Source organism: Paraburkholderia sabiae, assembly GCF_030412785.1.
Taxonomy (GTDB): domain Bacteria; phylum Pseudomonadota; class Gammaproteobacteria; order Burkholderiales; family Burkholderiaceae; genus Paraburkholderia; species Paraburkholderia sabiae.
This window is the reverse complement of sequence record NZ_CP125295.1, coordinates 525,585-545,644: the sequence shown is the minus strand read 5'-3', so window position 1 is coordinate 545,644 and position 20,060 is coordinate 525,585. Positions and strand designations below refer to the sequence as shown.

Genomic DNA, 20,060 nt, shown 5'->3' with positions numbered 1-20,060 from the left:
GCGATCTGACGACAACCTGGCCAGATGGCCAGGTGCGCAATACTGCCTGCGTCTTGCGGGCGGGCCGGAAGCGCGCCCGCCTGCCGCTTAGCGAACGACTTGCGCGAGTTCGCCCGACTTGTACTTCTCAGCGATCTTGTCCAGCGAGACCGGCTTGATCTTCGACGCCTGGCCTTCGCAACCGAACGCCAGATAACGGTCCACACAGACCTTCTTCGCGGCTTCGCGAGCCGGCTTCAGGTAGTCGCGCGGATCGAACTTCGACGGATTTTCCGCCAGATAACGACGGATCGCGCCCGTGATGGCCAGACGCAGATCGGTGTCGATGTTGATCTTGCGCACGCCGTGCCTGATGCCGATCTGGATTTCCTCGACGGGCACGCCGTACGTTTCTTTCATGTCGCCGCCGAATTCGCGGATCTCGGCCAGCAGTTCCTGCGGCACCGACGACGAACCGTGCATCACCAGGTGCGTGTTCGGAATGCGCTCGTGAATCTCGCGGATACGCTGGATGGACAGGATATCGCCCGTCGGCTTCTTCGAGAACTTGTACGCGCCGTGCGACGTGCCGATCGCAATCGCCAAAGCGTCGCACTGCGTGAGCTTCACGAAGTCGGCGGCCTGCTCGACGTCCGTCAGCAGCTGCTCGCGCGTCATCGTGCCTTCCGCGCCGTGGCCGTCTTCCTTGTCGCCCATCAGCGTTTCCAGCGAACCGAGCACGCCCAGTTCCGCTTCAACCGTCACGCCGATCGAATGCGCCGCTTCAACGACCTTGCGCGACACGTCGACGTTGTACTCGTACGATGCAACCGTCTTGCCGTCGGCTTCGAGCGAACCGTCCATCATCACGCTCGTGAAGCCGCTGCGGATCGCGGCCATGCAGACCGCCGGCGACTGGCCGTGATCCTGGTGCATCACGACGGGAATGTGCGGATACGATTCCACGGCCGCCTCGATCAGATGACGCAGGAACGGCTCGCCCGCGTACTTACGCGCGCCTGCCGAGGCCTGCATGATCACGGGCGCGTTGACCTGATCGGCTGCCGCCATGATTGCCTGCACCTGCTCCAGATTGTTCACGTTGAATGCCGGAAGGCCATAACCGTGTTCGGCGGCATGGTCCAGCAGTTGACGCATTGATACGAGAGGCATTGATTACTCCATAGATTGAAACGAAATCTGTGCCGACGGCATCTATTTATGCAATTTCGTGCAATTTTATCGTGAAGCAGACCGTGTCCCGAGCGCACTCTCCCAAACTCTGTGCGCCACCTCTCTTTGGGGACACGGCTTCCTGCTTCACGCGTGCCGTTCGGTCTCGCCGTTCTTCCTCAACGTAACGGCTTGCTTTAACTCGCTCTGACGGCGGGTTTTGGCTGGCTAACTTCCACGCTCAGACCGGCTCGCCGACGCGCACGATCTTCAGCGTGTTCGTGCCGCCCGCCTGGCCCATCGGCTCGCCGACAGTCAGCACGACCATGTCGCCGCGCGCCGCGTAGCCCTTGCCGACCACCACTTCGAGCGCCTGCGCGAGCGCGATGTCGCGGTCGCTGCTGGTGTCGAGATGCAGCGACGTGACGTTGCGGTAGATCGCCATTGCGCGCTCGCTGCCCGTGCGGGGCGTCAGCGCGAAGATCGGCACGTGCGTCCAGTGACGCGACATCCACAGCGCCGTCGAGCCCGATTCCGTCAGCGCGACGATCGCCTTCGCGCCCAGGTGATACGCGGTGAACAGCGCGCCCATTGCGATCGACTGGTCGATGCGCGTGAACGTGCGGTCGAGGAAATCCTTGTCCAGTTCGACGTGCTCGGATTTTTCGGCTTCGATACAGATGGCAGCCATCGTTTCGATGGTCTGCACCGGGTATTTACCCGCCGCCGATTCCGCCGACAACATCACGGCATCCGTGCCGTCCAGCACCGCGTTCGCGACGTCCGACACTTCCGCGCGCGTCGGCACGGGCGCGTGGATCATCGACTCCATCATCTGCGTGGCCGTGATCACGAACTTGTTCATGTCACGCGCCATCTTGATCATGCGCTTTTGCAGCGCGGGCACAGCCGCGTTGCCGACTTCGACGGCGAGGTCGCCGCGCGCGACCATGATGCCGTCCGATGCTTCGAGAATGCCTTGCAGCGCCGGAATCGCCTCGGCGCGCTCGATCTTCGCGATCATCTTCGGCTTGATGCCGTACGGCGCGCCCGCGATGTTCGCGAGCTGACGCGCCATTTCCATGTCGGTCGCATTCTTCGGGAACGACACGGCGACGTAGTCCGCACCCAGCGACATCGCCGTGCGGATATCTTCCATGTCCTTCGCGGTCAGCGCCGGTGCCGTCAGACCGCCGCCCTGGCGGTTGATGCCCTTGTTGTTCGACAGGTCGCCGCCGATCTTCACAACCGTGTGAATTTCGTTGCCGATCACACGCGAGACGGTCAGCACGATCAGGCCGTCGTTCAGGAGCAGCGTGTCGCCTGCCCGCAGGTCGCGCGGCAGGTCCTTGTAGTCGAGACCGACGCGGTCGTCGTTGCCGAGCTCGCAATCGGCATCGAGGATGAAGGTATTGCCGGCAATCAGCGTCGTCTTGCCGTTTTCGAACTTGCCGACACGAATCTTCGGGCCTTGCAAATCGGCCATGATGCCGACTTCGCGGCCTGCCTGCCGGGCCGCTTCACGTACGAAATCCGCGCGTTGACGATGGTCGTCGGCGGTGCCGTGCGAGAAGTTGAGACGCACCACATCGGCGCCCGCCTGAATCATCTGCAGCAGGATGTCCTGGGTGCTGGAAGCGGGTCCGATGGTTGCGACAATCTTGGTGGCGCGATGCATGAGTCTCCTCGTCTGGATAGGATCGCTGGGATGAACGTTGGGAGTCGGATGCGGAGGCTGCGCAACGACAGGTGCTACATGGGGTGGTGCGCCGTTCGTTCCCTTCGAACCTTGAAGGCCCGGCGTCGAATCGTGGGGAGCTGCTGCGATCTTCGATGCCTGCGGCTGAGCGACCTCTTGAGTCACTTCAGTTGCAGGCAAGGATTCGTTGGCTTCGGTGTGCGAGGCGAGAGACACCGTTGCGGTTGAACCGGCTGTTTGATCCGCGTTGTCTGCGGCTTCGACGACAGCCAGTTCGATATTCTGTTCTGTTTCCGTCACGGCTGCGGTCTGTGCCACTGGCGCGTGATCGTGTTGCTGCGAGGCCGCTTGTGCGGCGGCCTCCCGTTGCAGCGCATCTGCGGAGCGCGCTGCGCGCTCCCCTGCCGCTGCCGTGCGCGACGCGTTGCGCGTCTTCTGAGCTTTGTTGGGGGAGCGCGTCGCCATTATCAGGCCCGCGATTCCAGCACTGCGACTGCGGGCAGCTTCTTGCCCTCGAGGAACTCGAGGAAGGCGCCGCCGCCCGTCGAGATATAGCTGATCTTGTCGTGGATGCCGTACTTGGCGATGGCCGCGAGCGTGTCGCCGCCGCCTGCAATCGAGTACGCCGACGACTTCGCGATCGCTTCAGCCAGCGTCTTCGTGCCGTTGCCGAACTGGTCGAACTCGAACACGCCGACCGGGCCGTTCCACACGACCGTGCCTGCCTTTTCGAGCTGGCCGGCGAGCGCCTTGGCCGTTTCCGGTCCGATGTCGAGGATCATGTCGTCGTCTTCGATGTCGGCGACCTGCTTGACGGTGGCTTGCGCCGTCGCCGCGAATTCCTTCGCCGTCACGACGTCCGACGGAATCGGCACCGATGCGCCGCGCGCCTTCGCCGATTCGATGATCGCCTTCGCTTCTTCGACGAGATCGGCTTCGACCAGCGACTTGCCGATCTTCAGCCCGGCCGCGAGCATGAACGTATTCGCGATGCCGCCGCCGACGATCAGCTGATCGACCTTGTCAGCGAGCGACTTCAGGATGGTCAGCTTGGTCGACACCTTCGAGCCCGCGACGATCGCCACGAGCGGACGCTTCGGCGAGCCGAGCGCCTTGCCGAGCGCTTCGAGTTCGGCGGCGAGCAGCGGACCCGCGCAGGCGACGGCCGCGTACTTCGCGATGCCGTGCGTGGTCGCTTCGGCGCGGTGCGCGGTGCCGAACGCGTCGTTCACGTACACGTCGCAGAGCTTCGCCATTTTCTGCGCGAGCTCGTCGGAATCTTTCTTCTCGCCCTTGTTCACGCGGCAGTTTTCGAGCAGCACGACCTGGCCGGGCGCGACGTTCACGCCGTTTTCGACCCAGTTCTGCACGAGCGGCACGTCGCGGCCGAGGAGTTCGGCGAGACGCTTCGCGACGGGCGCGAGGGAATCTTCAGGCTTGAAGTCGCCTTCCGTCGGGCGGCCCAGGTGCGACGTGACCATGACGGCCGCGCCCGCGTCCAGCGCGGACTTGATGGCGGGCACAGAGGCGCGGATACGGGTGTCTTCGGTGATGTTGCCGGCGTCGTCCTGCGGCACGTTCAGGTCGGCGCGGATGAAGACGCGTTTGCCGGATAGCTTGCCTTCGGCGATCAGATCGGAGAGACGCAATACCTTGTTCATGATTCGTATGCGAGTTGATTGGAAGGCGGTGCGGACTGCGCGGACGGCCTCTCGCGAACGGTGCCGGCGGCGTCGCGCAAGTTCCGGGAGAGGGCTATTTTAACCGATCGACAGATCGATCTAAGCCGATCCGAGCGAATCCCAGTATTTGCCTGCCGTAGCGGGCGTCGCGCGATATTGCAGCGCAACATCCGCATGCCTGCCGGCAAGCAGCATCAGAACATCAGCCGCAGCGCCGTGAACACCAGCATCCCGACCACGATCGTGCCGAGCATCGTACGCCGCCACAGGAACCACGCGAGGCCCGCGAGCGTGCCGTACAGCTCGTGATTCGACAGTGCGATGGACACGCCGCTGTCCGTCACGGCCACGTCCGGCACCACGACGGCCGCGAGCGCCGCCGCGGGTGCGTAACGCAGCATCCGTTGCGCGCGCTCCGGCAGCACCGTGCGCTCACCCCCGATCAGAAACAGCGCGCGTGTCAGCGCTGTGACAAACGTCATGCCGATGATCGCGAGCCAGATTTGCAGCGTGCTCATTGCAGGTCTCCCGAACGTCTCGTGCTGTTGCGGATGCGGCGCAGGTCGGCGCGCTCGACCATCGCGTCGGCGGCCGTGCCCGCGATGATGGCCGTCACGACGGCGAGCGGCAGCGCGAGGCGGTACGGCAGATCGAACGCGATCAGCGCGACGATGCCCGCGACGCTCACGGCCGCCAGGGTGGAACGCGACGAGATCGCCGACACCATCACGGGCAGCAGCGCGAGCGTGCCCGCGAGGGAAAGGCCCCAGTTGTCGGGGAACAGGCTCGCGAGCAGGATGCCGATGATCGACGACACCTGCCACGACAGCCAGCTCGCGATCGCCATGCCCCAGAAATACGCTTCCTTGCCGGGCACGTAGCCGTGCGGGAAGTTCTTTTTCTGGAACAGCAGATAGATGACGTCGCCGTTGAAATAGCCGACCAGCAGGCGCCGGTGCAGCGGCAGATAGGAGAAATGAGGCGCGAGGCCCACGCTGAAGATCACGAAACGCGTGTTCACCATCGCGGCCGTCAGCAGGATCGTCCAGAGGGGCAGCTTGGCGAGCATCAGCGGCAGCACGGCCAGCTGCGACGAGCCCGCGTAGACCAGCAGCGACATTGCGAGCGACTGCGGCACGGTCATCACCGACTTGCTCATCGCGATGCCCGTCACGAGGCCCCACGAAAAGATCGCCATCAGCGTCGGCGAATAGGCGCGCGCGCCATCACGGAAGGCACGGCGGTCGAGTTCGGACAAGCGAGCGAGCATGAGACGGATGCAGCGCGCCGCGATGAACGCGACGAACGCCACGATGGCAGGAGGTCAGCGCCAGATCGTGAAGCAGCCGCTGGCGCACGCGGTTTTGTTTTCAGCAACCGCCGGATTATAGCGTCCGGGGTGCCCGCAAATGCCCGTTGCTTGTGCAAAAGACGCTAAAATATCGCTTTTCGCCGCATGGCGCGCGTGCATCTGTCGTCGTCGCGCCACGCCCCGAATACCCCAACCGGACGTCACGATCAGACGTCAGAATCCGAACCCGCGAACCCGCACTGCCTGGAGAACCGTATGTCAATGGCCGACCGCGACGGCAAGATCTGGATGGATGGCAAGCTCATCGATTGGCGCGACGCCAAGATCCACGTCCTCACCCATACGCTGCACTACGGCATGGGCGTCTTCGAAGGCGTACGCGCCTACAAGACGGCCGACGGCGGCACGTCGATCTTCCGTCTGAACGAGCACACCAAGCGTCTGCTCAACTCGGCCAAGATCTTCCAGATGGACGTTCCGTTCGACCATGAAACGCTTGCCGCCGCGCAGCGCGAAGTCGTCCGCGAAAACAAGCTGGAGTCGTGCTACCTGCGCCCGATCATCTGGGTCGGTTCGGAAAAGCTGGGCGTGTCGGCCAAGGGCAACACCATCCACGTCGCGATCGCCGCGTGGCCATGGGGCGCGTATCTCGGCGAAGACGGCATCAGAAAGGGCATCCGCGTGAAGACGTCGTCGTTCACGCGTCACCATGTGAACGTGTCGATGGTCCGCGCGAAGGCGTCGGGCTGGTACGTCAACTCCATCCTGGCCAACCAGGAAGCCACGGCCGACGGCTACGACGAAGCACTGCTGCTCGACGTCGACGGCTACGTGTCGGAAGGCTCGGGCGAAAACTTCTTCCTCGTGAACAACGGCAAGCTGTACACGCCGGATCTGTCGTCGTGCCTCGACGGCATCACGCGCGATACGGTCATCACGCTGGCGAAGGACGCGGGCATCGAAGTGATCGAAAAGCGCATCACGCGCGACGAAGTCTATACGTGCGACGAAGCCTTCTTCACGGGCACGGCCGCCGAAGTCACGCCGATCCGCGAACTCGACAACCGCACGATCGGCTCGGGCACGCGCGGCCCGATCACGGAGAAGCTGCAATCGGGCTTCTTCGACATCGTGAACGGCAAGAGCGAGAAGTACGCGCACTGGCTGACGAAGATCTGAATTCCGCGGGCGCGGCATTGGCAAAATCAAGCTGGTCGCGCCCGTTCTCTGCATACAACGAGAAAGTCCCTATGAGCGAAATCAAGGAAATGCCGCTGGTCGAACTGTCGGCGAAAGATCTTCCTGCGTATTGCCCGAATCCGTCGATGCCGCGCTGGAGCAACCATCCGCGCGTCTTTATCGACGTGACTCATGGCGAAGCGCGCTGCCCCTACTGCAGCACGCGCTACAAGCTGAAAGAAGGCGAAGTGATCAAGGGCCATTGAGCCGCTGATTCGCTTCGTCTGCGGCGAGGGCTGCGGCGGCGCGCGGCGCGTCGTTTGCCTGGTCAGGCAAGCGGAACGCTGTATTTTCCGCCGCGCACGCCGATAAAGCCTGGGCCGTATGTAGCTCACAGTAGCGCACTATCCCTGACAACCCGGCACCGCGCGCCCCGAGCGCGCGGCGCCTTATTTTCGACACCGGAAACTCACCCTGATGCGTCGCGCGTTGGTTATCGCACCGAACTGGATCGGTGACGCATTGATGGCGCAGCCTTTGTTTGCGCGCCTCGTGAAATTGCATCCGCGCATCGCGATCGATGCCGTCGCGCCCAGCTGGGTCGCGCCCGTGCTCGAACGGATGCCTGAAATCCGCGATGTCTACGCCACCGATCTCGCGCACGGCAAGCTGCAGATGCTGCGCCGCTGGCAACTGGCGAGCGACTTGCGCGACGTCGGCTACGACGCGGCGTACGTGCTGCCCAATTCGCTGAAGTCCGCGCTGATTCCGTGGATGGCGGGCATTCCGCTGCGCATCGGCTATACGGGCGAGAGCCGTTACGGCCTGTTGAACGTGCGGCACGCGAACCCGCGCAAGGACGAGCGTCCGCCGATGGTCGGCCAGTACGCGGCGCTTGCCTACGCGCCCGGCGCCAAAGTGCCCGAAGATCTCGCGCCGCCCCGCCTCGACGCCGATCTGAACGAAGCGGCGCGCGTATCGACACGCTTCAATCTGGACACGCGCGTGCCGCTGCTGGTCTTCTGCCCCGGCGCCGAGTACGGTCCGGCGAAACGCTGGCCGCCCGAGCACTTCGCGGCGCTCGCGCAGATGGTCGGCCAGTCGTTCCCGTACACGAAGATCATTGCGCTCGGCTCGCCGAAGGACGCGCCCATCGCTCAGGCCATCGCCGACCGCGCGCCGAACGTGCGCAACCTGTGCGGCCAGACGGCGCTGGGCGAAGCCTGCGCGCTGATCTCGCGGGCCAGCGCCGTCGTCACCAACGACTCCGGGCTGATGCACGTCGCGGCCGCGCTGCGCCGGCCGCTCGTCGCCGTGTACGGATCGACCGATCCGCGCCACACACCGCCCTTGTCGGACCTCGCAAAGGTACAATGGCTGCATCTCGAGTGCAGTCCGTGCTTCCAGCGCGAATGTCCGCTGGGTCATCTGAACTGCCTGCGGCAACTGAGCGCCGAACAGGTATTCGACGACCTGCGCGGCATGTTGCTCGCGCAACGCTGACCGTCCGGCTCATCGAACGGTCTGCTGCGACATCGGTCGAGCTTCGTGCGGGCGCCGTCCCGCTTGCCTCTGCGGCGTCATGCTCGCGTCTTGCGGCGCGAGCATGCTGGCGGATGGCCTGCTGTACACCACTGACCCGCAACCGCGCGCGCAGCGCGCAAGAGACTGACAAGCCATGCCACGTTTTGCCCACATCTTCGAAGCCGCTGCGGACACGTTGAACGCTTATTACCAGGCGGTCGCGGAGGTCAATATCGACAGTTTGATGGGCCTGTGGATCGACGAGGAATTCGTCAGCTGCATCTGCGCCGACGGTTCGCATCTGCATGGCCTCGACGCGATCCGCTCGGGCCTGACCATTCAGCTCGAAGCGCAGCCGGTGTCGATCGAGCCGCTCGACATCCGCGTGTACGACAGCCTCGGCACCGTCGTCTATGCGATTGCCGAAGCGCACCGTCCGGCCGACCCGGCTGCCCTGCCGTCGATGATCTTCACCACCTACGTGATGGTCCACGAACGCGGCGAATGGAAGATCGCGCATATCCACGCGAGTGCGATGCCGAACGAAACAGCCTCGCAGTTTGCTGCCAAAATGAGACATGGTCAGGGCGCGCTGCACTGAAGCGTCCCGCGAGACCGCTTGAAAGAAGCTCCTGGGATCACCTCGGCCCGGAGTTTCGCCTGAATACCGGTGTTGGCATGAGCACGACCCACGACAAGAAAGCTTCTTCCAGACCGGCCCTCGATGCAACGGCGGCGGCTGTCGAGGCTGCTGTCGGCAGCACGCCCGTCGAAACCGCCATCGACATGCTGTACCGCCCGCCGCTCTGGCTGCCCAACAGCCACATCCAGACCATCATTCCCGCGCTGTTCGGGCGCCGCCCGGTCGTTGCCTACCGGCGCGAACGCTGGAACACGCCCGACGGCGATTTCATCGATCTCGACTGGCTCGCGCCCGATCCGCTCACGGGCTTCCGCGCGGCGGCGGGCGCGCCGCTCTTCGTGCTGTTCCACGGGCTCGAAGGCAGTTCGGACTCGCATTACGCGCGCACCCTGATGGCGGCCGCGTATGCGCGCGGCTGGCACGGCGTCGTGCCGCACTTTCGCAGTTGCAGCGGTCCGATGAACCTGCTGCCGCGCTTCTATCATCTCGCCGACAGCAACGAGGTCGACTGGGTGCTGCGGCGTCTGCGCGAGCGGCATACCGGACCGATCGTGGCCGCGGGCGTATCGCTGGGCGGCAACGTGTTGCTGCGCTGGCTCGGCGAGCGTCGCGAGGATGCGTCGATCATCGCCGCGGCCGCCGCGATCTCCGCGCCGCTCGACGTCCACGCGGGCGGCCGCGCGCTGTCGCAAGGCTTCGGCATGATCTACACGCGCAGCTTTCTGAAGACGCTCAAGCTGAAGGCGCAGCAAAAGCTCACGCAGTATCCCGGCCTGTTCGATCTGAACGACGTGCTCGGCTGCCGCACGATGCACGAGTTCGACGACGTCGTCACCGCCCCGCTGCACGGCTTTCGCAACGCCGACGACTACTGGACGCGCGCGACATCCCGGCCGCTGCTGCCCGAAATCACAGTGCCGACGCTCGTGCTCAACGCGCGTAACGACCCGTTCCTGCCGGGCGCCGTGCTGCCGTCGCGCAGCGAGGTATCATCGATGGTGGAACTCGATCAACCGGAGCATGGCGGACACGTCGGCTTCATGACGGGCCCCTTCCCCGGCCGGATCGACTGGCTTTCGCGCCGGGTCTTCGGCTATCTCGACCCGTTCACGCAACATGGATGACATCGTCAAGCAGGCACTGGCCAAATGGCCGAACGTGCCGCATTGCACCGGCTGGCTGCTGCTCGACCGGCGCGGCAACTGGCGCATGCGCGACGACGCTGCGCAAGCGGCCGGCGCGCCCGGCGAGCCGATCCGCCATACCGCCCTGCTCGGCTTCATCAATCGCAACTACGAAGCCGACGACGCAGGCCAATGGTTCTTCCAGAACGGGCCGCAGCGCGTGTACGTCGAACTCGGCTACACGCCGTTCGTCGTGCGGCTTGCCGTGGATGACGCCAGCGGCCAGCTCACGCTCACCGATCAGGCGGGCTCGGCCTTCGAACCGTCAGCCGTCTATCTCGACGACGAAGGCGGCATTCTGTTCACCGACCGCTCGACGCCCGCGCGTGTCGCCGTCCTGCACGACCACGATCTCGACCTGTTCTCCGAGCACGCCGACCTTGCGAGCGATGGACGAAGCGGCGAGTTTCGCTGGCGCGACGGCGTCGCGTTGAACCTGGAACCCGTACGCAAGTCGGAGGTCGAGAAGCGCTTCGGATTCATCGCAAGTCCTGCTGCGCGCGCAGCCGCAAGTTCGGACAACGCCTCGCACTAACTGCTGTTCTTCTCGTCCTCGCGCTCTTCCTTGTAGCGCGCCTCGAACTCGTGCAGACGCGCGTCGATCGTCGCAAGATCGTAGTAGCCGACCGACTTGATGTCGCGCGCTTCCTTCAGCTGGCGAATCGCCGACGGCCACGCCCCTTCCAGCGCGAACTTCTCCGCGAGCGCGCGATGCTGCGTCAGCGCATCGCCCGTACCGACGCTCGCCTGCGCCAGATAGCGCCACCAGACAGGCTGCTGCGGATCGGCGCGCGTCTCGCGCAGCGCCTGCGCCTGGGCTTCGTTGAAACGGCGCGCGGTGAGGAGCGTCTGCAGACGCATGTCGATGGCGGCGTGCGATTGCGGCCAGCGCTTTTGCGCGATTTCCGCGAGCCGCACGGCTTCGTCGTTGCGCCCCGAGCGCCGGGCCAGATCGACGGCAAGCACGTCGAGACTCGGCGAACTGCGCGTCGAGTCGCCCTCGGCGCGCTCGTTCGCATCGAACGCGGCGCGCGCATTGGCCAGCGACGTGGCCGCGTCGTCGTATCGGTCGATCAGCATCTGCGCGTAGGCGATGCCGTACCAGTTTGCCGCCACGTTCAGCGCCGTCCGGTCTTCGATCTCCGAGCGCATCCGCGAAATATCGTCGGCGTATTCACTGCGCGAGCGGTCCTGCAGCACGCGCGCCCGCGCGCGCACGAACGCATATTCCGACGACTGGCGCGGCTGCCGATAAGGCGAGCGACGCGCGCGGTCGGCCATGTCGGCGATCCGCTCGCCCGTCAGCGGGTGCGTGCGCGCGTACGCGGGCGCGCCCGCGTCGCTCATCGACGCGCGATCGAGCCGCTCGAAGAACGCCACCATTCCGTACGGGTCGTAGCCCGCGGCCGCGAGCATCTGGAAGCCGACTCGGTCCGCCTCGTGTTCGGCCGCGCGCGAGAAGCGCAGCTGATTGTCGACGGCATAGGCCTGCCCGCCGACCGCGATCGCGCTGCCCAGATCGCCGCTGTGCGCGAGCACGCCCGCCAGCACGCCGAGCAGCATGCCAGCGAGCGCCGCGTAGCCGCTGTGTTCGCCCGCCGTGATCATCCGCGCGATGTGCCGTTGCAGCACGTGACCCATTTCGTGACCGACGACGGAGGCCAGTTCCGATTCCGTCTGGGTCGCGACGATCAGCCCCGTGTTCACGCCGATAAAGCCGCCCGGCAGCGAGAACGCGTTGATCTGGGCGTCGCGCATCGCGAACAGATCGAAATCGGGACGATAGCCGCCGATATATTGCGCCGTCGCGGCCGCCGCAAGCCGCGCGGAAATCGAGTTCAGATAGTCGCGCACGAGCCAGTCGTCGATATAGTCGGGATCGCTGCGGACTTCGCGCATCACGCGCTCACCGAGCTTGCGTTCGGCTTGCGGCGTCAGCGATCCGCCCGAGCCGTCGCCAAGATCGGGCAGCTGTTGCGTCGACATCGGCGCGCGCAGGCTCGCGTTGCCGCCGGGGTTGCCCGAAAAGCGCGACTGCGCGCCGCCGTAGACGCCGAACACACCCTGCGCGATGTCGGGCGGCACGGAGGCGCTGCCGTACGTATCGAGCGGACCCGTGACGAGCGGCAGTTCCGACAGGTTCGACGGCTGCGCGACGATCGCGGGCGGAACGGCGAGCGTGACGGACAACAACGCAGCGAGAATCCGTTTCAGACGCATTGCGGGCGGTGGCGAGATCGAAAGCGGCGTAAGGCGCCGGAAGGAAAGGCCTGTTGCGATTGTACCCAGTGCCGTGCACGCGGCGGCTTGCGAAATGTGTCGCGTGTCGCGGGCAGAGCGCGAACGCACGTTGTGGGTTATCGTGAACTGCAGGCCCGCGCCCGACTGTCCGGCGGCGCTCGCGCTGCTATGATAGGCGCCCTCTGAAGGAGCCAAGCATGCCTGAACTCACTCATTTCGACGCGTCCGGCCAGGCGCATATGGTGGACGTCGGCGGTAAGGACGAGACGAAGCGCATCGCCGTCGCGCGCGGCACGATCCGCATGCTGCCCGCGACGTTCGACCTGATCCGCAAAGGCGAAGCCAAGAAAGGCGACGTGATCGGCATCGCGCGCATCGCCGCGATTCAAGGCGCGAAGCGCACCGCCGACCTGATTCCGCTATGTCATCCGCTGGCGCTCACGCGCGTCGCCGTCGATTTTGAACTCGATGAAACGGGACCGGCTGTGCATTGCCGCGTGCAGGTGGAGACGCTCGGGCGGACGGGCGTCGAGATGGAAGCGCTGACGGCCGTGCAGGTCGGCCTGCTGACCGTCTACGACATGTGCAAGGCGGTGGATCGCGGGATGACCATCACCGATGTGAAGGTGATGGAGAAGCATGGCGGGAAGTCGGGGGACTGGGTGGCGGAGTGACGTCTTGCTGCTGATTGCCGCCAGAAGGGGTTTCAATCTTTCTGACTGAGCGGCGCAGTTCGAGCGCCGCTCAGACTCGATGACGACGGGAAATCAGTCGTCGCCGTCATCCTCCTCATCGCTGTTGTTGATGTCCTTCGGCGGCGTTCCGTACTTCTTCATCAACTCCGCCTTGAACGCACCCAGCGTCTTCTGCTGATCGCACAGGTCGTAGAGATACGACAGCTGCGACGGCCAGTCATGCAGCTCTTCGGCGAAGATCTTCAGACGGTCGACGGTATCGAACGCGCCATTGGTGTCGCCGCTCAACGCCTGCAGCACGGCGTAACGGCGCAGCACCGTTTCGCCGGGCAGCAAGGCCATCGCCTGACGATGCATCGCCAGCTTGTGCGGCAGATCCTGCGAGTTCATCGGCAGGAGCGTCGCCATCCCATACTCGCCCCACGCGTTGAACAGGAACGACGGATCCTCGCGATACTGGTCGAACGGATGCGAGCCGTAGTACAGCACTTCCGAGCGCGCGTAATCGCGATAGATGGGATACAGCGCCGCCAGCCCACCAAAGACGATCACAAGGAACGCACCGAACGAGAAGCCGCCCGGAACCAGACGCAGCGGCTTCGTATCGAGCAGGCCGATCACGAACATCGCCGGCAGCAGGAAGAACATGTACTGCTGCGGATACTCGACGAGCGCGTGCATCACCAGCACACCGATCAGCGCGAGTCCGAACACGCGCGCGGCCGTGTGCGGCGCGCGCACGACACGCACGAACCACGCGGCCAGTCCGAGCAGCACGATGGCCACGCCGATCAGCCCTGTCTTCGCGAGCAGATCGATGAAGATGTCGTGCGAGTTGTTCGCGATCTCGACGCCGCCCAGCGACTTCACGAGATCAAACTGGTAACGCGGAAATTCGCCCCAGCCGACGCCCAGCAGCGGATGCGTGCGAAACATCGTCCAGCCGTACTTCCACAGCGCGAGTCGCGGCGCGATCTGGCTCGCGTCTTTCATCCGCTCGGCGGCGGATTGCGCGAGGTCGAGGTGGAAATGCACGTTCGCCCAACGGATCGCCGCATTCACCGCGAAGAACAGCACGGCCAGCACGACGGGAATCAGCCACTCGCGATTGCTGCGGCGGCGCGACGGATTGCGGCGCGTCTCCGCAAACGCCATCCAGAACCCGGCGACGACGATCACGCCCATCTGCAGCCACGGGCCGCGCGACACCGTCAACGCCAGGCCGCCCGAGAAAATCGCCGACACCAGCAGCCAGATGAACACGTTGATACGCCGCGTCTGCACGAGGTACATCGCACCCGCCGTCGCGAACGCGATATACGTCGCCAGGTGATTGGCCTGCGCCATGTTGCCGAACGGCCTGCGTTCGGTCAGCACGCTGTACGCGACCACCAGCGGCGTCACCTTCACTTCGAGGTGAAACAGCTGGATCGTCTGGCAGAAGACCGCGAAGAGCCCGCCGACGACCAGCGCGAACGCCGCCACCGTGAACGCGTTTTCCGTCAGGTTCGCCCGGCTGAAACCGAAGCCCGCGTGCGTCGCCATGAACGCGGCAAGCAGGAAACCGGCGCCGAGCCAGTTCATAGACGGCTGCGCGACAGGCAGCACGATCGACTGCGCGACCAGCACGAGCCCGAAGCCCAACGGCACCAGCGAGACGACAGGCGACGCGAAAGCCACGCGCGGCCGTGCCGTCGACACCAGCAACGCGACGCCCGCGCCCAGCAGCAGATAAAGCGACAACGCCGTGAACTCGGCGTAGAAGGTCGGAATCGGGTACGTGTGATTGACGACTGCGTACGGCAGGATCAACGCACACGCCAATATGAACAGTGAAAGATAGCGCGCGAAGGGGGTGGGCATGAGTAACCGGGGGCGTCAGCAACCGGCGCACTATACAAAAAAATCCTTACGCTGTGCGTCGGGTCGACTGAAATAACCCGGAATCAGGCCACGGCACGGAAACTTTTGCCGCGGCCTGCGATACCCGATCGATTTATACCGGGCTCATGTTGCGAACCGTTCGCGCCCGATCAGCCACGGCACTCGGGCGGTGCGAGATTCGACGCGAGCGTCGGCGCATCGACGGGCAACGGGCCTGCACCCGGCGCCGGCAGAGACGACGCTGCCTTGCCGCCCGCGAAGCATTCCCACGTGATGGTCCCCTTCTGCGCGGAGCCCTTCGCCAACGCGACGCGCGCGGTCGGCGTGTCGGCATTGTCAGGCGCGGACGGCACGAACACGATCGTGTTCGAACCGTCGTCGGCGACACGCGTGGTGAACGCAACCGTAATCTGGCCTGTGTCGTCGTCGATATGGATGGACTGAACGTTGCGCGTGGCAGGCGGCGACGCGTAGCCGCTGCCGAACGCATTGCCGCTCCCCGCGTTTTCGCCGACCGTCAACTGCGCAGCGGCCGCGAGCGACAGCCCTTCGCCGACGCGGCTGCGCGCCAGATAGTCCTGATACGCAGGAATCGCATACGCGGCGATCACGCCGACGATAGCCAGCACGATCATCAGTTCGATCAGCGTGAATCCCCACAAACGTTTGATACGCGAAAGCGCGGTAGGCCAGGCGCGCTGGGCGCGCACGAGCGGACGGCGAGCATAAAGCTTGGACAACGAAGCAACGGCAACAGTAGCGATCATCGGCAGACTCCTCAAAACGAAAGCGCCTGCCCCGGGAATCAGGACAGGCGCTTCGATCGTAGCGAGCCGCCGTTTGCGCCGGCAGTCGGCCAGATGGCTAGCCGAACGGCTAATGGCGCGCGGGCGGACGCGCCCGTAAAGTGAATGCGCTCAGTGCGTACCGTTCGGCGAGTCGCCAGCAATGCGCGCCGCGTTGCGCCGCTTCAGCGCGTATCCGACGATCACGACGAACAGCGCACAGACGATGCTCATGCCGTATTCGGCAACGGGCGTATCGAGGACGGGCCAACGGTCGCCTGCGGGGTCGTTGACGATCAGGCCGCCCGCGATCCATCCAAGGAGCGCGCCGCCAAACGTGACGACGGCCGGGTAGCGGTCGAGCAGCTTGAGCACGAGCTGGCTGCCCCAGACGATCAGCGGAATGCTGACGATCAGCCCGAACACGACGAGCGCGATGCGGTGATGAGGCTCGGCGGCTTCGGCAGCGCCCGCAATGGCGATCACGTTGTCGAGGCTCATCACGGCGTCGGCCACGATGATCGTCTTGATTGCCGTGATCAGCTTGTCGGCGGGTTTGACGTTGGCGTGCGCGTCGGGCGCGGGCGCCAGCAGGCGCACGCCGATCCAGATCAGCAGCAGGCCGCCCGCGAACTTGAGCAACGGCACGTCAAGCAGTGCGACGGCAAACGCAATCAAGGCTACGCGCAGCACGATCGCGCCGAGCGTGCCCCACAGCACGCCCTTCGTGCGTTGCGCGGACGGCAGGTTGCGGCAGGCGAGCGCGATCACGACAGCGTTGTCGCCACCCAGCAGGATGTCGATGACGATGATCTGGAAGACGGCGCCCCAATGGAGCGTAGTGAGGAATTCGAGCATGGAAAGCAGGATAGAAGGTAGCGAAAGCGAACGGCAACAAAAAAGCGAGGCAGCAATTGCTCGCTCCCTCGCTTGTCATTGCGTCTTACGAAAGGCCTTCGTAAGAGTATCAAAAAACGCCGGTATCGACCGGCGTTTCTTGAGCTTGCCGCAACCCTTCTTACAGCACCGACTTCAGCAGACGGGCCATTTCCGACGGGTTCTTCGTGACCTTGATGCCACAGGCGTCCATGATTTCCAGCTTCGCGTCGGCCGTATCCGCACCGCCCGAGATCAGCGCGCCGGCGTGGCCCATGCGCTTGCCCGGAGGCGCCGTGACGCCAGCGATGAAGCCAACCACCGGCTTCTTCATGTTGTCCTTGATCCAGTACGCAGCGTTCGCTTCGTCCGGGCCGCCGATTTCACCGATCATGATCACGGCGTCCGTATCCGGATCGTCGTTGAACATCTTCATCACGTCGATGTGCTTCAGACCGTTGATCGGATCGCCGCCGATACCGACTGCCGACGACTGGCCGAGGCCCAGTGCCGTCAGCTGGCCGACTGCTTCATACGTCAGCGTGCCCGAACGCGACACGACGCCGATGCGGCCCTTGCGGTGGATGTGACCCGGCATGATGCCGATCTTCAGTTCGTCCGGCGTGATCGTGCCCGGGCAGTTCGGTCCGAGGAGCAGCGTCTTGCGGCCTTCGCGGCGCATACGGTCCTTCACTTCGATCATGTCGCGGACGGGGATGCCTTCCGTGATACAGATCGCGAGATCGAGGTCGGCTTCGACGGCTTCCCAGATCGCAGCAGCAGCGCCTGCGGGCGGCACGTAGATGACCGAAACGGTCGCGCCCGTTTCTGCCTTCGCTTCCTTGACGCTTGCGTAGATGGGAATGCCTTCGAAATCTTCGCCGGCCTTCTTCGGGTTCACGCCAGCGACGAATGCTTCGCGGCCGTTTGCGTATTCACGGCATGCGCGCGTGTGGAACTGACCGGTCTTGCCGGTGATGCCCTGCGTGATGACCTTGGTGTCTTTGTTGATCAGAATCGACATGTATTGACCTCTGTTCGTTTGGTGGCGTGCGGGTGGCGTCTGGCGCGGCGAGAAACTCGCCGCACGCGCCCTTCACACGCCGCCATTCGTAATCCGGTAATGAGCGCCCCTGGCGATCAGGCCTTGCCTGCGGCGGCCGCGACGACCTTCTGCGCAGCTTCTTCCATGCTGTCCGCCGAGATGATCGGCAGGCCGGAGTCAGCCAGCATCTTCTTGCCGAGGTCTTCGTTCGTGCCCTTCATGCGCACGACGAGCGGCACTTGCAGATCGACCGCCTTCGAAGCCGCGATCACGCCTTCCGCGATCACGTCGCAACGCATGATGCCGCCGAAGATGTTGACGAGAATCGCCGTCAGGTTCGGGTTCTTCAGCATCAGCTTGAACGCTTCCGTGACCTTCTCGGTCGTAGCTCCACCGCCGACGTCCAGGAAGTTCGCCGGCTCGCCGCCGAACAGCTTGATCGTGTCCATCGTCGCCATGGCCAGACCGGCGCCGTTCACCAGACAGCCGATGTTGCCGTCGAGCGAGATGTACGCGAGGTCGAACTTCGATGCTTCGACTTCAGCCGGATCTTCTTCGTCCAGATCGCGGTAAGCGACGATTTCCGGATGACGGAACAGTGCGTTCGAGTCGAAGTTGAACTTGGCGTCCAGTGCGATCACCTTGCCGTCGCCCGTCAGGATCAGCGGGTTGATTTCGGCCAGCGATGCGTCCGTTTCCCACGTTGCCTTGTACAGGCCTTGCAGGATCGTGCGAGCTTGCGGGATCGAAGCGTCGGGCACGCCGATCTTCTTCGCCAGATCGTCGGCTTCCGCGTCGAGCAGACCCTTCGACGGATCGACGGCGACCTTGTGGATCGCTTCGGGCGTCTTGGCTGCGACTTCTTCGATGTCCATACCGCCTTCGCTCGAGGCCATCACGACGACCTTTTGCGACACGCGATCGATCACCAGACCGACATACAGTTCCTTCTTGATGTCAGCGCCTTCTTCGATCAGCAGACGATTCACCTTCTGGCCTTCCGGGCCCGTCTGGTGCGTGACGAGTTGCATGCCGAGGATCTGGTTCGCGTATTCGCGGACCTGTTCCAGCGACTTCGCGACCTTCACGCCGCCACCCTTGCCACGGCCACCCGCGTGGATCTGAGCCTTGACGACCCACACCGGGCCACCGAGCTCTTCAGCGGCCTTGACCGCATCATCCACCGAGAAGACCGGCTTGCCGCGCGGTACCGCGACTCCGAATTTCCGCAGGATTTCCTTACCCTGGTACTCGTGAATCTTCATGCGTGATTCCCTTCAGTCTGAGAGTTGGATTGAACTTCGCTTCCGCCTGGACCGCTCACTCGGGACGCGCCGTCTTCACGGCCTGTCCGTCGGCTGCGGCATCCGCGCGATCCGCTGAACGCGGCGCGTGCCCGTACCAGCGCGGATAAAACTGTCGCACCGCCTCGCCATCGAACCGCAGCGCATGGCAGCGGCCCAACTGGAATGGCGGCTTGTCGTTTGATTGCTCGCTTGCCTGTTCGCCTGCTTGCGCGCTCGAAGCGTTGTCTTGGGCGTCTCGTCCGTTGCTGCCCTGCGTGCCGTTGGCCTGGTCGTCCGTCGATCCATCCCCGCTTCCCGGCCTGCCTTTGTCCGTGTTCCACACGTCGCCTGCGAATGCCTGAATGGCGGCAGTCGGCAGGATTGCGCACAACTCGGTGAGATGCGTGCAACCAGCCGTGCCGGCCAGCAAACGGGCAGCATCGCGACGGAAGTTCTGGAAAAGGTTGAGCCCGATGAGGGCGCGATAGGCGGGATTGGAGGCTTCGCACAGACCGGGATACGGAACCCAGTCGGACGACGCTTCGGCGTCGACGACATTGAGCTTGCGATCGATCGTGATGCGGAGCCAGAGTTCATGGATCGGCGAGCCGTTCGGCCGGACACCCGACGCAAGCGTCACATCGCGTGGCTTTTCGTCGGTGAGGCATGCCTCGATATCCCACAGGCCATCTTCACGCTCATATGCGTCCGCTCGGATTGCGCGGCGATGGCGCAACTGTCGGGACACTGGCGGAGAAAGCGGCATGCGAGAACAAAGGCCGGATTTAAGAACCGTTGAATTTTAGCATACTGGGTATTTGAGACTGGCCGAAGCCCGCAGGGGCGTGATGGGCGGGCTTTCAGCGCTCCTGG

The 20,060-nt window shown here is 64.3% G+C and carries 19 protein-coding genes; 7 read left to right on the top strand and 12 right to left on the bottom strand.

Features of this window, described 5'->3' with window-relative positions; genetic code table 11:
* Positions 1-87 precede the first annotated feature (87 nt).
* The 5 genes from fba to QEN71_RS02415 form a co-directional block, all read right to left on the bottom strand.
* Positions 88-1,152 (bottom strand): class II fructose-bisphosphate aldolase, encoded by a 1,065-nt coding sequence (fba, locus tag QEN71_RS02435; protein WP_201650750.1) that lies wholly within the window; start codon positions 1,150-1,152, stop codon positions 88-90.
* A gap of 241 nt (positions 1,153-1,393) precedes the next feature.
* On the bottom strand, positions 1,394-2,830 hold the full coding sequence (pyk, locus tag QEN71_RS02430; RefSeq protein WP_201650751.1) for a pyruvate kinase: 1,437 nt from the start codon (positions 2,828-2,830) through the stop codon (positions 1,394-1,396).
* Positions 2,831-3,318: 488 nt separating this feature from the next.
* Entirely contained in the window at positions 3,319-4,512 is a 1,194-nt protein-coding gene (locus QEN71_RS02425; protein WP_201650752.1) for a phosphoglycerate kinase, read from the bottom strand.
* A gap of 215 nt (positions 4,513-4,727) precedes the next feature.
* Positions 4,728-5,051 carry an AzlD domain-containing protein gene (locus QEN71_RS02420; protein ID WP_201650753.1) on the bottom strand — a complete coding sequence of 108 codons (324 nt, stop codon included), beginning with the start codon at positions 5,049-5,051 and terminating at the stop codon, positions 4,728-4,730.
* Positions 5,048-5,803, bottom strand: a complete 756-nt coding sequence (locus QEN71_RS02415; RefSeq protein ID WP_201650754.1) for an AzlC family ABC transporter permease — start codon at positions 5,801-5,803, stop codon at positions 5,048-5,050. Before QEN71_RS02415 ends, QEN71_RS02420 begins: the two co-directional genes overlap by 4 nt.
* A gap of 297 nt (positions 5,804-6,100) precedes the next feature.
* On the opposite strand from QEN71_RS02415, the gene QEN71_RS02410 reads away from it, so the two are divergent.
* From QEN71_RS02410 to QEN71_RS02385, 6 genes are all read left to right on the top strand, one after another.
* Complete coding sequence (locus tag QEN71_RS02410; RefSeq protein WP_201650755.1) at positions 6,101-7,024, top strand: branched-chain amino acid transaminase; 924 nt, start codon at positions 6,101-6,103, stop codon at positions 7,022-7,024.
* A gap of 71 nt (positions 7,025-7,095) precedes the next feature.
* Positions 7,096-7,290 carry a zinc-finger domain-containing protein gene (locus QEN71_RS02405; protein ID WP_201650756.1) on the top strand — a complete coding sequence of 65 codons (195 nt, stop codon included), beginning with the start codon at positions 7,096-7,098 and terminating at the stop codon, positions 7,288-7,290.
* Between the two features lie 211 nt (positions 7,291-7,501).
* Positions 7,502-8,527 (top strand): lipopolysaccharide heptosyltransferase II, encoded by a 1,026-nt coding sequence (waaF, locus tag QEN71_RS02400; RefSeq protein WP_201650757.1) that lies wholly within the window; start codon positions 7,502-7,504, stop codon positions 8,525-8,527.
* Positions 8,528-8,702: 175 nt separating this feature from the next.
* A complete protein-coding gene (locus QEN71_RS02395; RefSeq protein WP_201650758.1) occupies positions 8,703-9,149 on the top strand; it encodes a nuclear transport factor 2 family protein in 447 nt (148 codons plus the stop codon).
* A gap of 77 nt (positions 9,150-9,226) precedes the next feature.
* Positions 9,227-10,315 (top strand): hydrolase, encoded by a 1,089-nt coding sequence (locus QEN71_RS02390; protein WP_201650759.1) that lies wholly within the window; start codon positions 9,227-9,229, stop codon positions 10,313-10,315.
* Entirely contained in the window at positions 10,308-10,910 is a 603-nt protein-coding gene (locus QEN71_RS02385) for a DUF2946 family protein (RefSeq protein WP_201650760.1), read from the top strand. The genes QEN71_RS02390 and QEN71_RS02385 overlap by 8 nt, the downstream gene beginning before the upstream one ends.
* On the opposite strand, the gene QEN71_RS02380 is transcribed toward QEN71_RS02385, so the two are convergent.
* Positions 10,907-12,595, bottom strand: coding sequence for a M48 family metalloprotease (locus tag QEN71_RS02380; RefSeq protein ID WP_201650761.1), 1,689 nt, complete (start codon positions 12,593-12,595; stop codon positions 10,907-10,909). The two genes, QEN71_RS02385 and QEN71_RS02380, sit on opposite strands and share 4 nt — an antisense overlap.
* Positions 12,596-12,813: 218 nt before the next feature.
* Here QEN71_RS02380 and moaC point away from each other — a divergent pair, with 218 nt between their 5' ends.
* Positions 12,814-13,290, top strand: a complete 477-nt coding sequence (moaC, locus tag QEN71_RS02375; protein ID WP_201650762.1) for a cyclic pyranopterin monophosphate synthase MoaC — start codon at positions 12,814-12,816, stop codon at positions 13,288-13,290.
* Positions 13,291-13,383: 93 nt separating this feature from the next.
* On the opposite strand, the gene QEN71_RS02370 is transcribed toward moaC, so the two are convergent.
* The 6 genes from QEN71_RS02370 to QEN71_RS02345 form a co-directional block, all read right to left on the bottom strand.
* On the bottom strand, positions 13,384-15,174 hold the full coding sequence (locus QEN71_RS02370; RefSeq protein ID WP_201650763.1) for a PglL family O-oligosaccharyltransferase: 1,791 nt from the start codon (positions 15,172-15,174) through the stop codon (positions 13,384-13,386).
* 170 nt (positions 15,175-15,344) lie between these two features.
* The gene (locus QEN71_RS02365; protein ID WP_290468230.1) at positions 15,345-15,962 is read right to left on the bottom strand and encodes a pilin; all 618 of its coding nucleotides are present in this window, start codon (positions 15,960-15,962) and stop codon (positions 15,345-15,347) included.
* A gap of 150 nt (positions 15,963-16,112) precedes the next feature.
* Entirely contained in the window at positions 16,113-16,838 is a 726-nt protein-coding gene (locus QEN71_RS02360) for a TerC family protein (protein ID WP_201650764.1), read from the bottom strand.
* A 160-nt stretch (positions 16,839-16,998) separates the two neighbouring features.
* Positions 16,999-17,880, bottom strand: coding sequence for a succinate--CoA ligase subunit alpha (gene sucD / locus QEN71_RS02355; RefSeq protein ID WP_012399862.1), 882 nt, complete (start codon positions 17,878-17,880; stop codon positions 16,999-17,001).
* A gap of 116 nt (positions 17,881-17,996) precedes the next feature.
* The gene (sucC, locus tag QEN71_RS02350; RefSeq protein WP_012399861.1) at positions 17,997-19,166 is read right to left on the bottom strand and encodes an ADP-forming succinate--CoA ligase subunit beta; all 1,170 of its coding nucleotides are present in this window, start codon (positions 19,164-19,166) and stop codon (positions 17,997-17,999) included.
* 55 nt (positions 19,167-19,221) lie between these two features.
* On the bottom strand, positions 19,222-19,953 hold the full coding sequence (locus QEN71_RS02345; RefSeq protein WP_201650765.1) for a DUF2889 domain-containing protein: 732 nt from the start codon (positions 19,951-19,953) through the stop codon (positions 19,222-19,224).
* Positions 19,954-20,060: the final 107 nt, after the last annotated feature.

What these genes read in the sequence shown, in the direction of transcription:
- fba (WP_201650750.1), bottom strand. Translation starts at nt 1,152, where the DNA reads ATGCCTCTCGTATCAATGCGTCAACTGCTGGACCATGCCGCCGAACAC.
- pyk (WP_201650751.1), bottom strand. Translation starts at nt 2,830, where the DNA reads ATGCATCGCGCCACCAAGATTGTCGCAACCATCGGACCCGCTTCCAGC.
- QEN71_RS02425 (WP_201650752.1), bottom strand. Translation starts at nt 4,512, where the DNA reads ATGAACAAGGTATTGCGTCTCTCCGATCTGATCGCCGAAGGCAAGCTA.
- QEN71_RS02420 (WP_201650753.1), bottom strand. Translation starts at nt 5,051, where the DNA reads ATGAGCACGCTGCAAATCTGGCTCGCGATCATCGGCATGACGTTTGTC.
- QEN71_RS02415 (WP_201650754.1), bottom strand. Translation starts at nt 5,803, where the DNA reads ATGCTCGCTCGCTTGTCCGAACTCGACCGCCGTGCCTTCCGTGATGGC.
- QEN71_RS02410 (WP_201650755.1), top strand. Translation starts at nt 6,101, where the DNA reads ATGTCAATGGCCGACCGCGACGGCAAGATCTGGATGGATGGCAAGCTC.
- QEN71_RS02405 (WP_201650756.1), top strand. Translation starts at nt 7,096, where the DNA reads ATGAGCGAAATCAAGGAAATGCCGCTGGTCGAACTGTCGGCGAAAGAT.
- waaF (WP_201650757.1), top strand. Translation starts at nt 7,502, where the DNA reads ATGCGTCGCGCGTTGGTTATCGCACCGAACTGGATCGGTGACGCATTG.
- QEN71_RS02395 (WP_201650758.1), top strand. Translation starts at nt 8,703, where the DNA reads ATGCCACGTTTTGCCCACATCTTCGAAGCCGCTGCGGACACGTTGAAC.
- QEN71_RS02390 (WP_201650759.1), top strand. Translation starts at nt 9,227, where the DNA reads ATGAGCACGACCCACGACAAGAAAGCTTCTTCCAGACCGGCCCTCGAT.
- QEN71_RS02385 (WP_201650760.1), top strand. Translation starts at nt 10,308, where the DNA reads ATGGATGACATCGTCAAGCAGGCACTGGCCAAATGGCCGAACGTGCCG.
- QEN71_RS02380 (WP_201650761.1), bottom strand. Translation starts at nt 12,595, where the DNA reads ATGCGTCTGAAACGGATTCTCGCTGCGTTGTTGTCCGTCACGCTCGCC.
- moaC (WP_201650762.1), top strand. Translation starts at nt 12,814, where the DNA reads ATGCCTGAACTCACTCATTTCGACGCGTCCGGCCAGGCGCATATGGTG.
- QEN71_RS02370 (WP_201650763.1), bottom strand. Translation starts at nt 15,174, where the DNA reads ATGCCCACCCCCTTCGCGCGCTATCTTTCACTGTTCATATTGGCGTGT.
- QEN71_RS02365 (WP_290468230.1), bottom strand. Translation starts at nt 15,962, where the DNA reads ATGATCGCTACTGTTGCCGTTGCTTCGTTGTCCAAGCTTTATGCTCGC.
- QEN71_RS02360 (WP_201650764.1), bottom strand. Translation starts at nt 16,838, where the DNA reads ATGCTCGAATTCCTCACTACGCTCCATTGGGGCGCCGTCTTCCAGATC.
- sucD (WP_012399862.1), bottom strand. Translation starts at nt 17,880, where the DNA reads ATGTCGATTCTGATCAACAAAGACACCAAGGTCATCACGCAGGGCATC.
- sucC (WP_012399861.1), bottom strand. Translation starts at nt 19,166, where the DNA reads ATGAAGATTCACGAGTACCAGGGTAAGGAAATCCTGCGGAAATTCGGA.
- QEN71_RS02345 (WP_201650765.1), bottom strand. Translation starts at nt 19,953, where the DNA reads ATGCCGCTTTCTCCGCCAGTGTCCCGACAGTTGCGCCATCGCCGCGCA.